The organism is Marinobacterium sp. xm-d-564, assembly GCF_013283345.1.
Classification (GTDB): domain Bacteria; phylum Pseudomonadota; class Gammaproteobacteria; order Pseudomonadales; family Balneatricaceae; genus Marinobacterium_E.
This window is the reverse complement of sequence record NZ_WBYO01000005.1, coordinates 57,635-69,968: the sequence shown is the minus strand read 5'-3', so window position 1 is coordinate 69,968 and position 12,334 is coordinate 57,635. Positions and strand designations below refer to the sequence as shown.

Annotated in this window: 10 protein-coding genes; 4 read left to right on the top strand and 6 right to left on the bottom strand. The window is 50.8% G+C overall.

Going from position 1 to position 12,334, the window contains the following annotated elements:
- Positions 1–119: 119 nt before the first annotated feature.
- Complete coding sequence (locus XMD564_RS06995) at positions 120–2,285, top strand: malate synthase G (RefSeq protein ID WP_173480090.1); 2,166 nt, start codon at positions 120–122, stop codon at positions 2,283–2,285.
- 46 nt (positions 2,286–2,331) lie between these two features.
- Here the strand turns inward: XMD564_RS06995 and XMD564_RS06990 are convergent, their stop codons facing one another.
- Positions 2,332–3,003, bottom strand: coding sequence for a 2OG-Fe(II) oxygenase (locus XMD564_RS06990; RefSeq protein WP_173505827.1), 672 nt, complete (start codon positions 3,001–3,003; stop codon positions 2,332–2,334).
- A 76-nt stretch (positions 3,004–3,079) separates the two neighbouring features.
- Between XMD564_RS06990 and XMD564_RS06985 the strand changes: the two genes are divergently transcribed.
- On the top strand, positions 3,080–3,922 hold the full coding sequence (locus XMD564_RS06985; RefSeq protein WP_173505828.1) for an NAD-dependent protein deacetylase: 843 nt from the start codon (positions 3,080–3,082) through the stop codon (positions 3,920–3,922).
- A 51-nt stretch (positions 3,923–3,973) separates the two neighbouring features.
- Positions 3,974–5,359 (top strand): ATP-dependent RNA helicase DbpA, encoded by a 1,386-nt coding sequence (gene dbpA, locus XMD564_RS06980; protein ID WP_173508040.1) that lies wholly within the window; start codon positions 3,974–3,976, stop codon positions 5,357–5,359.
- On the opposite strand, the gene XMD564_RS06975 is transcribed toward dbpA, so the two are convergent.
- Complete coding sequence (locus XMD564_RS06975; RefSeq protein ID WP_173508039.1) at positions 5,356–6,339, bottom strand: serine/threonine protein kinase; 984 nt, start codon at positions 6,337–6,339, stop codon at positions 5,356–5,358. The two genes, dbpA and XMD564_RS06975, sit on opposite strands and share 4 nt — an antisense overlap.
- A gap of 96 nt (positions 6,340–6,435) precedes the next feature.
- Between XMD564_RS06975 and XMD564_RS06970 the strand changes: the two genes are divergently transcribed.
- Positions 6,436–6,765 (top strand): hypothetical protein, encoded by a 330-nt coding sequence (locus XMD564_RS06970; protein ID WP_173484422.1) that lies wholly within the window; start codon positions 6,436–6,438, stop codon positions 6,763–6,765.
- Positions 6,766–6,812: 47 nt separating this feature from the next.
- On the opposite strand, the gene fba is transcribed toward XMD564_RS06970, so the two are convergent.
- From fba to tkt, 4 genes are read right to left on the bottom strand one after another with little or no spacing between them, the layout of a single operon-like run.
- Positions 6,813–7,877 (bottom strand): class II fructose-bisphosphate aldolase, encoded by a 1,065-nt coding sequence (fba, locus tag XMD564_RS06965; RefSeq protein ID WP_173508038.1) that lies wholly within the window; start codon positions 7,875–7,877, stop codon positions 6,813–6,815.
- A gap of 31 nt (positions 7,878–7,908) precedes the next feature.
- On the bottom strand, positions 7,909–9,075 hold the full coding sequence (locus XMD564_RS06960) for a phosphoglycerate kinase (protein ID WP_173506703.1): 1,167 nt from the start codon (positions 9,073–9,075) through the stop codon (positions 7,909–7,911).
- A gap of 21 nt (positions 9,076–9,096) precedes the next feature.
- Positions 9,097–10,119, bottom strand: coding sequence for a type I glyceraldehyde-3-phosphate dehydrogenase (locus XMD564_RS06955; RefSeq protein WP_173508037.1), 1,023 nt, complete (start codon positions 10,117–10,119; stop codon positions 9,097–9,099).
- A 48-nt stretch (positions 10,120–10,167) separates the two neighbouring features.
- A complete protein-coding gene (tkt, locus tag XMD564_RS06950) occupies positions 10,168–12,162 on the bottom strand; it encodes a transketolase (RefSeq protein ID WP_173505831.1) in 1,995 nt (664 codons plus the stop codon).
- Positions 12,163–12,334 lie beyond the last annotated feature (172 nt).

Genomic DNA, 12,334 nt, shown 5'->3' with positions numbered 1-12,334 from the left:
ACTTGAGACTAAAGGTGGGTTACATATAAGCAGCAGTCGTTTAATGTTGCATAGCACAAATTGAAACCGCGACCCCATCGGCGAAAAGATGCCGGCCTACGCGAAACTCAGGAGTAATTATGATTCAACGTACCGAAGTTAATGGCCTACAGGTCGCTACAGAACTCTACACTTTCGTTAACGACGAAGTACTTCCAGGCACAGGCGTCAGCACCGATGCATTTTGGAGCTCATTCGCATCAATTATTCACGATCTAGCGCCTCGCAACCGCGAACTGCTGGCTAAACGTGATCAGATCCAAGAGCAGATGGATGAGTGGTACCGCGCGCATCAGGATGGTTACGACTTTGCTGAGTACAAAGCCTTCCTAAAAGAGATTGGCTACCTGGTTGAGGAAGGTCCTGACTTTAAGATCACGACCTCGAATGTCGATCCTGAGATGGCGACCATGGCTGGTCCACAGCTGGTAGTACCGGTAATGAATGCACGCTTTGCACTTAACGCGGCTAACGCTCGTTGGGGCAGCCTATATGATGCGCTGTACGGTACCGATGCGATCTCTACCGATGGCGGTGCCGAGATCACTAAAGAGTACAACCCAGCCCGTGGTGCTAAGGTAATCGCATTCGGCCGCGACTTCCTTAACGAATCCGCACCACTTGCCTCAGGTTCACACGCTGATGTAACAGCCTACACCATTGCAGAGGGTTCACTGGTAGCTACCATTGGTGGCCAAGCCGTTGCTCTGGCTAACCCTGAGCAGTTCGTTGGCTACAAAGGCGATGCTGCAGCTCCAGAATCGGTTCTATTGATCAACAACGGTCTGCACTTTGAAATCCAGATCGACGCATCAAGCCAGATCGGTTCTGAAGACAAAGCCGGCGTTAAAGACATTGTGATGGAGTCGGCGCTAACAACCATCATGGACTGTGAAGACTCTGTTGCTGCGGTTGATGCTGAAGATAAGACGCTGGTTTACCGCAACTGGTTGGGTCTGATCAAAGGCACACTCAGCGAGACCATCGAAAAAGGTGGCAAATCATTCACTCGTACCATCAACGGTGATCGTGAATACACCGGTAAAGATGGTCAGCCTATGGCACTGAAGGGCCGCTCTTTGATGTTCGTTCGTAACGTTGGCCACCTAATGACCAACAACGCGATCATCGACAAAGAGGGTAACGAAGTGCCTGAAGGCATCATGGATGGCATGATCACGTCAACGATCTCTATCCACGACGTGAAGCACAATGGCAAATTCAACAACACCGTCACAGGCTCTATCTACATCGTTAAGCCGAAGATGCACGGCCCTGAAGAGGTGGCCTTCACCAACGAGCTTATGGGTCGCGTTGAACAGGCACTAGGCCTAGCAGAGAACACCATTAAAGTTGGCATCATGGACGAAGAGCGTCGTACAACGATCAACTTGAAAGAGTGTATCCGTGCCGCAAGCTCGCGCGTTGTCTTCATCAACACTGGCTTCCTAGATCGCACCGGCGACGAGATCCACACCTCGATGGAAGCGGGTCCAATGATTCGCAAAGGTGATATGAAAGCAGCCTCTTGGATTGCTGCTTACGAAAACTGGAACGTAGATATCGGTCTTGCTTGTGGCCTAAGCGGTAAAGCGCAGATCGGTAAGGGTATGTGGGCGATGCCTGATCAGATGGCGAACATGCTCGATCAGAAGATTGGCCACCCAATGTCGGGTGCAAACACCGCATGGGTTCCATCACCCACTGGTGCAACCCTGCACGCTCTTCACTATCACAAGGTTGACGTCTTCGGTCGTCAGGAAGAGTTGGCTAAGCGCGAACGCGCTTCACTAGACGATATCCTAACCATCCCTGTCGAGCGAAACCCACAGTGGAGTGCAGAAGAGATCCAAGCGGAACTGGACAACAACGCACAGGGTATCCTTGGCTACGTTGTTCGTTGGGTTGATTCGGGTATCGGTTGTTCTAAAGTGCCAGACATCAATGATGTGGGCCTAATGGAAGACCGCGCAACACTGCGTATCTCTAGTCAGCACATCGCGAACTGGATTCGTCACGGCATCTGTTCAGAAGAGCAGGCAATGGAGACTCTAAAACGCATGGCGGCTGTTGTTGATCGCCAGAATGCGAACGACCCAACTTACACGCCACTGTGCGACGACATCGATAACAACATCGCGTTCAAAGCGGCGTGTGACTTGGTCATCGATGGCTGCAAACAGCCAAACGGCTACACAGAACCAGCACTACACGCACGTCGTCTAGAGCTAAAAGCGGCTCGTTAATAGATAACTCCGCACGATCAAAAACGGGCCTCTAGGGCCCGTTTTTTTATCTAGGTGGATCGACTCGATCTGGGGTTGTACCGTTGACGCGGTACCAGCCCGCAATGGAGTAGCGATCTCGTTGTGCGGGTAACACTTCGTGAGGAAACTCTTCACTCAAAAACAGAACAACCGTGCCCATTAATGGGGTGACTTTAAGTCCTTCGGTATCTGCATCATTTTGGTAAAGCACCAGCTCACCGCCATCATCCGGACCCCAATTAGGGTTGAGGTATACGACCATCGACAGCACCCGGTTACGCTGATCTCGGAACGCATCATAGTGACGCTTATAGAAGTCACCAGCACTGTAGTGAGCCAAATGGCTTTCAAATGAGAACAAGCCTAGGAATAGACGACGGTTCAAATAGCCTTGTAACCGATTTGCCCAAGCTAACCAGCGAGCGCCTGTCGGAGTCTCGCCTGTAAACCAACAGATACGATCCGTTCGCACAAATTCATTGTGCATGTGCTGATCTTGACGACCGATACCCGCGGCAGTGAACTCAGTTTCATCTAGCCCGTATAACTGTTCACAGATCTCCTGCCCCAGCTCAATCGGCAGTGACGCTGGGCAGATGGCATAGCCTTGGCTTTGCAGGTTATTGGCGATCTGTTCAAATAGAACCTCTTCATCTGCATAGGTTTGTAATTCAGTTAGGGGTTGAGCAGGTGACATAGGGATGAACTCAAAAAGATAAGATCTGCATTTCATGCCTAAATCAGAGAATAAGCAAGCATTTAGAAAGCAATTGATGACAAAATTTAACCCTCAGAGCCAACAGCTGGCCGACTTTATAGAGCGATACCCAAAACTGTTCATACTAACGGGAGCGGGCATCAGTACTGGCTCAGGCATTCCGGCTTATCGCGATGCGGAGGGTAACTGGCAATCGCCTCCACCGGTGCAGCATGGTCAATTCATCAGTCAGTTAGCGGTACGTCAACGCTACTGGGGAAGAAGCTTAGCCGGTTGGCATACGATGCGTGATGCTCAGCCGAGTAACGCACACAAAATATTGGCCGCACTTGAAAAGCAGAACCGCGTTGAACTGCTGGTGACCCAGAACGTCGATCGTCTGCATCAAAAAGCGGGTAGCCAGAAGGTGGTCGATCTGCATGGCCGTGCTGATATTGTGGCGTGCATTGAGTGTGATCATGAGATTACCCGAGACGAGATGCACCAGTGGTGTCGTCGTGAAAATCCAGAGTTTAACGTCCCGCTCTCGTCGCCAAGACCCGATGGGGATGCTGACCTTGAAGCCGATTTTAGTCACTTCAATGTGCCGAACTGCCCTGATTGTGGTGGCGTCATGAAGGCACGAGTGGTCTATTTTGGCGATAACGTTCCCAAGGAGACTGTCTTCAGTGCGATTGATGCTTTGGAGGGGTCAGATGCGCTGCTCTGTATTGGCACTTCACTACAGGTGTTCTCCGGATTTCGCTTTAACCGCCATGCACGGCAACAACAGATTCCACAAGCGGCGCTGACGCAAGGAGTGACTCGTGCCGATGAGATGCTAGACCTCAAAATCGATGCTGAGATTAATCACACCCTTGAAGAGGTCGCTAATCTGCTTGGAATAGATTGGCGCTAGTTGATATCAGCTCTGGTATACTTCGCGCACTATCAAGTTGAAGGCATACCCGTGAGCAAATCTAAATCGTTCAAATCCCTCCCCCTTTCTGAAGGCCAGTTAAACAATTTGGCTTCGATCGGCTACGAGTCGATGACCGAGATCCAAGCTGAAAGTCTTCCTTACAGCCTTGAGGGTACTGATCTGCTTGCACAAGCAGCCACGGGAAGTGGTAAAACATTGGCCTTTGGTCTGCCACTGGTGGAGCGCCTAGAGCCCAAACGTTTCTGCATTCAGGCGTTAGTGCTATGCCCAACACGCGAATTGGCCGGCCAGGTCGCCGATGAGCTTCGTAAACTCGCGCGCCACCCCGGTAATATCAAGATCTTATCACTCTGTGGTGGCCAACCTATCGGCCCGCAAATTGGTTCACTAGAGCACGGAGCACACATCATCGTCGGTACACCGGGGCGAATCGTTGATCACCTGCGCAAACGTACTCTCGATCTATCACAAGTCTCAACACTGGTGTTTGATGAAGCGGATCGTATGCTCGATATGGGTTTCCAAGATGACCTAGATCGTATCCTTGGCCAAATGCCGAAAGATCGCCAGACACTTCTGTTTTCGGCTACCTACCCTGAGAACATCCAAGCACTGAGTAAAGAGTATCAGCGCAACCCTAAAGAGGTGCGCATCGCTGCCAAAGATCCCGATATCAGCACGATTAAGCATCGTGCCTACCAGTGCGATCGAACTCAAATGGGGCAAGGCACTTTGGCGGTATTGACGTCCGTAATGCCGGAATCCGCCATCATCTTCTGTAATACCAAAGAGAGCTGTAACCAGTTAGGGCAAGAGCTACGCTCTTACGGTCTAAAAGCGGGCGTGTTACATGGTGACATGGAACAACGTGATCGTGATCAGGTACTGATTCGCTTCAGTAACGGCACGTTAAGATTTTTGATCGCCACGGATGTTGCCGCACGTGGTTTGGATATCGACTCGGTTGATCTGGTACTCAATGCCAGCCTGCCCGGTGATTCGGCTGTCTACACACACCGCTGTGGCCGAACGGGCCGTGCTGGTCGTAAGGGCCAAGCTATCTCTCTGGTCGGCGCTAAAGATGGGTTCCGTTTAGAGAAGATCAATACAGCAGTTGGTTTGTCACTGGAAGCGAAACCGATGCCCCGCCCACAGATTAACAATGTGATTAAGCTGCAATCGAACCTGCGCACCATTTCAATCTCAATGGGCCGCAAGAACAAGATTCGCCCCGGAGACATTGTCGGTGCACTCACCGCAACAAAAGAGATCAAAGGCGATCAGATCGGCAACATTAGTGTACAAGACTTTAACAGCTACGTAGCCGTGCCAAGAACACTGGCTGATCGCGCTGTTGAGATCCTGCGCCAGCGCCCTCTTAAAGGTAAGCCAGCAAGAGCTCGTAAAATCTAAAGCAGTTTCAGTACCGGTTCATCGAGTGCTGAAAGCTGTACTTTAAGATCGAGCAGATGCTCTCCCCAGTAGCGCTCTGTGTTAAACCATGGGAAGGCTTTGGGGAAAGCGGGGTCATCCCAACGTTTTGCGATCCAAGCAGCGTGGTTCATCATTCTGAGTGTTCTAAGTGGCTCTACAAGGTTGAGCTCGCGAGGATTGAACTCAAAGAACTCTTCATAGCCGGCAATCACTTCACTCAGTTGCATCTCCATCTGATGGCGCTCGCCCGTCAAAAGCATCCAGATATCCTGAATAGCGGAAGCCATACGCGCGTCATCGAAATCCACGAAGTGCGGTCGATCATCACGCCAAAGTACATTGCCACTGTGACAATCGCCGTGCACGCGTATGGCTTTTAGGTCTGAATAGTCTGAAAAACGCTGCTCTACCCTATCGAGCACCTCTTGTGAGATCGACTCATAGGCTGCACGAAGACTCTGTGGAATATGTTCAGACAGTAACAACTCTCGACTCTGCCAACCGTAGCTATCGACATCTAAAGAGGGTCTATCTACAAACGGCTTAGCTGCGCCAACAGCGTGTATTTGGCCGAGGGCCACACCCAGCTGATAAAGGTGTTCAGGATCATCCAGTTCGGGAGCCCGTCCTCCACGTCGCGGAAAGAGGGTGAAACGGAATTGATCAAAGTTGAGCAGACTATCCCCTTCGCTATTTTTCAAGGGTGCAACGACGGAGATATCGGCATCAGCCAACTCAAAACAGAAGTCATGCTCCTCTTGGATTTGCGCATCACTCCATCGGTTCGGGCGGTAGAACTTAGTAATTAAAGGCTCCGCTTGATCAATGCCAACTTGATAGACGCGGTTTTCGTAACTGTTTAGCTCAAGAATACGGAAATCACTCAGCCACCCCTGTGACTCGACCGCATCGATGACTCGGTCAGGCGTCATTGAGTAGAAGGGGGTTTTGCTCTCCATCTTATGGCTCCATCGCTCTGTTGTGACGCTATTCTATCATTGCACCAATCGATTCAGCGTGATGAAACGTAAGTATATTTAATTAAGGATCAGATCATGCGCAGAACAACCGATTATCAGCTCAACATAACCGAAGGGACAGGCTGGCCAGAGACTCCTTTTGTCGTGCACTCTTCCACCATTAATGGCAACTCTGATCTACTGGAGTTACTGGGTGAGCATCTGCGCAGGATGGGACTGCAGCGAGAGTGGCAATCCCTTCAGATCGTCGATCACCATACCCACCAAAAGGGCCTACAGACGCTTCACAGTTTTGAAGTGAACTATGAGCAGCTAGAAGCGGGACAGATGGAGTATTTCAGTGCGGTCATCTGGTACGACATCACCGAGCCCTGGAGTAAGCTGCATACTGAATCCGTACACTAGAGACAAAAAAGGAGGCCTAAGCCTCCTTGATATTCATTGGACTTGGATTAATTCACTTTTGCGTCCAATTCACCTGAGATGTAACGCTCTGTCATATCTTCAAGGTTGATCGCTTTGATCTTGCTAGCATTACCCGCCGCACCAAAGGCATCGTAACGCGCGTAAGCGATATCAGACATCGCTGTGATCGTTTTCGCTAGGTACTTACGTGGGTCAAATTCAGCGGTATTTTCAGCCAAGAACTTACGCACAGCACCGGTCGACGCTAGACGAAGATCAGTGTCGATGTTGACCTTGCGCACGCCGTGCTTGATACCATCAACCAACTGCTCAACCGGAACACCGTAAGTTTCAGGAATCTCACCACCAAACTGGTTGATCACCTCTAGCCACTCTTGTGGCACGGAAGATGAACCGTGCATAACAAGGTGAGTACCAGGAATACGTTCGTGAATCGCACGAATACGATCAACGGCAAGAATGTCTCCCGTTGGTGGGCGAGTAAACTTGTAAGCACCGTGTGAAGTACCCACTGCAATGGCAAGCGCATCGACCTGAGTCGCTTTCACAAACTGCGCAGCCTCTTCAGGGTCAGTCAGCATCTGATCGTGGCTAAGCTTACCGACTGCACCGATACCGTCCTCTTCACCAGCCTCACCCGTTTCTAGTGAGCCCAGACAGCCAAGCTCGCCCTCGACAGAGACACCACATGCGTGAGCCATCTCAACGGTACGACGAGTCACCTCAACGTTGTAGTCGTAGTCGGTCGGTGTCTTACCGTCTTCACCCAGTGAACCGTCCATCATGACCGATGAGAAGCCTAGTTGAATGGAGCGCTGACAGACTGCTGGGCTTGTGCCGTGATCTTGGTGCATACAGACAGGAATGTGTGGAAACTCCTCAATCGCTGCCAAGATCATGTGGCGAAGGAAGTTAGAGCCCGCGTACTTGCGCGCACCGGCAGAGGCTTGCACGATGACAGGGGCATCGGCACGATCAGCTGCTTCCATAATGGCGCGCATCTGCTCCAGGTTATTCACGTTGAACGCTGGAATGCCGTAGCCATACTCTGCTGCATGATCGAGCAGCTGTCGCATTGAAATAAGAGCCATTTTTTACCTATTTGCTATTAATCGTTTGCTGTTAACCGTTAGCGCGTGCTTCAAGCACAGCGACTGCCGGCAGTACCTTACCTTCAACAAACTCTAGGAAAGCACCACCGCCTGTTGAGATGTAGGATACATCATCTGCAATAGAATATTTATCTACTGCCGCTAAAGTATCACCGCCACCTGCAATCGAGAAGCCGTTACTTTGAGCAATCGCTCTTGATAACGCTTCCGTACCGTTACCAAACTGATCAAATTCAAACACGCCTACTGGACCGTTCCAGATGATGGTACCGGCATTCTGCAATACTTGTGCCAACTGACCCGCAGTCTCTGGACCAATATCCAAGATCATTTCATTGTCGGCGACGTCGTCCGCTGACTTCGTAATCGCTTCCGCACTCTCTGCAAACTCAGTCGCTGTCACGACATCCGATGGAATTGGAATTTCACAGCGAGCCATTAACGCTTTCGCAGTATCAATAAGATCGGCTTCATGCAGTGACGTACCAACGGGCTTGCCCGCTGCAGCCAAGAAGGTGTTGGCGATACCGCCACCAACGATGAGCTGATCACACTTCTCAGAGAGTGAGTTAAGTACTTCAAGCTTAGTAGACACTTTTGAACCACCCACGATAGCCACCAATGGGCGCGCTGGGTTATCCAGTGCTTTACCCAAAGCTTCAAGCTCATTCGCTAGCAGTGGGCCTGCACAGGCGATTGGCGCAAAACGTGCCACGCCGTGAGTTGATGCTTGTGCGCGGTGCGCAGTACCAAAAGCATCCATGACATAGACATCACAGAGCGCGGCCATCTTCTTAGATAGCTCTTCGTTATCCTTCTTCTCGCCCGCGTTGAAACGAACGTTCTCTAGAAGAACGACCTGACCCGGCTCTACTGAAAAACCACCATCAACCCAATCCTTAATCAGTGGAACATCACGACCCAACAGACCCGCCAAGTGGGCCGCTACAGGGGCTAGTGAATACTGCTCTTCATATTCGCCTTCGGTTGGACGACCAAGGTGTGACATCAACATCACTGTCGCACCCTTTTCTAGCGCTAGCTGAATAGTCGGTAGTGACGCACGAATACGAGCATCGGAAGTGACTTTGCCATCTTTAACAGGAACGTTCAGATCTTCACGAATCAATACGCGTTTGCCTGCAAGATCCAAATCTTTCATCAGTTTTACGTTCATTGTTATTCTCCAATCATTTAATTAATTCTGTTTCAGTGCGAGCCAATGCTCAGCAATATCCAACATTCGGTTGGCAAAGCCCCACTCATTATCAAACCAGCAGACCAGCTTCAGTAAACGCTTGCCGGACAATCGAGTCTGGGTGCCATCAACAACGACTGAGCGACTGTCGTGGTTAAAGTCGGTCGATGCATGCGGCTCCTCTGTGTATCCCAACAACCCTTTTAACGGACCTTCAGAGAGCGATTTAAAGAGTTGGTTGATCTCCTCTTCAGTGGTGTCACGCTCTAAGCTGATCGACATATCCATCAGTGAGACATTAAGGGTTGGCACACGTAAATGGAGGCACTTAAATTTCCCTTCCAGCGACGGCAGTAGGCGATCGATCCCTTTTGCCAACCCTGTATCCACCGGAATAATCGACTGCAGAGCACTGCGGGTTAGTCGCAAATCGGTGTGATGGTAAGCATCGATCACTGGCTGATCATTCATCGCCGAGTGAATCGTCGTGGTCACACCCTGCTCAATGCCAAAATGCCTATCGAGCTGATCTAATATAGGTATCACACAATTGGTCGTACAGGAGGCGGCTGAGACCACTTTATGATTCACGTTTATTGAATCTTGGTTTAAGCCAAACACAACGGTAGCGTCTACCTCAGCCGTAGCGGGCTGTGAAAAGAGTAGGCGCTTGGCCCCCTGCTTCAGATGCAACTCAGCTGTTTGACGGTCACTGAACGAGCCAGAACACTCCATCAGCAGATCAATACCCATTTCACGCCAAGGGAGTTGGTCGGGCTTGGGAGTATTTAAGATTTGGATGGCGTGGTCACGAATAACTAGCTGATCATCTTTAAGAGACACCGGTGCCGGGAAGCGGCCATGCGTCGTGTCATAACGCGTCAAATAGGAGACCGTCTCAGGCTCAGCCAACTCATTAATCGCAATGGGTTGAAGCTTAGTCTCTAAGCCACGCTCAAACAGAGCCCTGAGCAGACACTGCCCAATTCGACCATAACCGTTAATCGCTATTCGGTAGCTCATCTCACCTCTCAGAGAGTAAAACGCCGGTTAAAAACCGGCGTGATCAACTTAAACGAGGGCTAGCGCCTTCTGTTTAACATTCTCTACCGTGAAGCCGAAGTGCTTGAAGAGCTCGCCAGCCGGTGCAGATTCACCAAAGGATTCCATACCAACAATCGCGCCACCAAAGCCAACGTACTTGTACCAGAAGTCTGCAATACCCGCCTCAATCGCTACACGAGCTGTAACCGCAGCCGGTAGAACAGACTCTTTGTACTCAGCAGTCTGAGCATCAAAACGATCAGTTGATGGCATAGAGACTACGCGAACCGCTTTGCCTTCTGCTGTCAGTGCTTCGGCTGATGCCATAGCCAACTCAACTTCAGAACCTGTCGCGATTAGGATTAGATCCGGTGTGCCGGCACAATCTTGCAAGATGTAGCCACCTTTAGAGATCGCTGCGATCTGATCACCACTGCGAGATTGGTGCGGCAAATTCTGACGCGAGAAGATCAATGAACTTGGACCATCGGCACGCTCAACCGCGTTACGCCAAGCCACAGCGGATTCAACCGCGTCACAAGGGCGCCATGTCTCCATGTTAGGCGTCATACGCAGGCTAGCTACCTGCTCAACCGGTTGGTGAGTAGGACCATCTTCACCCAGACCGATAGAGTCGTGAGTGTAAACAAAGATAGCGCGCTGCTTCATCAGAGCCGCCATACGAACCGCGTTACGAGCGTACTCCATAAAGATTAGGAAGGTCGCACCGTATGGGATGAAACCACCGTGCAGTGCGATGCCGTTCATGATCGCACTCATACCAAACTCACGCACACCGTAGTGTAGGTAGTTACCGCTCGCATCATCAGCGCTAATTGCTTTAGAGCCAGACCACAGTGTCAGGTTAGAGCCCGCTAGGTCGGCAGAACCACCCAAGAACTCTGGCAGAATAGGTCCCAGTGAATTTAGAGCGTTTTGAGAAGCCTTACGAGACGCGATGGTCTCACCCTTTTCTGCCACTTCTGCAATCCAAGCATCCGCTTTTTCAGAGAAATCGGCAGGCAATTCACCCGATAGGCGACGCATCAACTCAGCAGCAAGCTCTGGGAAGGCTTCAGAGTACTCTGCAAGGCGTTCGTTCCACTCGTTTTCAAGAACGCTTCCCGCTTCACGTGCATCCCAACCCTCTGCGATCTCTTCTGGGATCTCAAATGGGGCGTGTGGCCAGTTCAACTCTTGGCGAGCCAAAGCGATCTCGTCATCACCTAAAGGTGCGCCATGACAATCCTCTTTGCCCTGCTTGTTTGGCGAACCAAAGCCGATGATCGTTTTACAGCAGATCAACGTTGGCTGATCTTCGTTTGCTTGAGCTGCTTCAACAGCAGCAATGATCTGTTCCGCATCGTGACCATCAACCCCACGAATCACCTGCCAGCCGTAAGCTTCAAAACGTGCAGGGGTGTCATCGCTGAACCAACCTTCAACCTCACCGTCAATCGAGATGCCGTTGTCATCCCAAAATGCGATCAGTTTGCCAAGACCCAGAGTACCCGCGAGTGAACAAGCTTCGTGTGAGATACCTTCCATCAGGCAGCCATCACCCATGAACACGTAGGTGTGGTGATCGATGATCTCATGACCCGGGCGGTTGAATTGAGCCGCTAGTGTCTTCTCAGCGACAGCCATACCAACGGCGTTAGTGATACCTTGACCCAATGGACCGGTCGTCGTCTCTACGCCTGGGCAGTAACCATACTCTGGGTGACCCGCCGTCTTAGCATGCAGTTGGCGGAAGTTAGCCAGATCTTCTGCACTGACGTCGTAACCGGTTAGGTGCAACAAGGAATAGATCAGCATCGAACCGTGGCCGTTTGACAGTACGAAACGGTCGCGATCAAACCAGTGAGGGTTGCTTGGGTTATGCTTCATGAACTCATTCCAGAGTACTTCGGCAATATCCGCCATACCCATTGGGGCACCTGGGTGACCAGATTTGGCTTTTTGAACAGCATCCATGCTCAATGCGCGGATCGCATTGGCTAACTCACGGCGAGATGACATTAATCTACTCCTGCGGGGGGTATTAAAAATTGAGGGGTAAATTCTCTCGCAGACGGGGCTTAGATTCAAATGACATTAGCTAAAATGACTCAATTTCATGGGTAATGATCAAAGGTTTCATCGAAGTAGAGCTCTTTTTACTTAGAACTCGACTCTTAACCGGTTACAATGG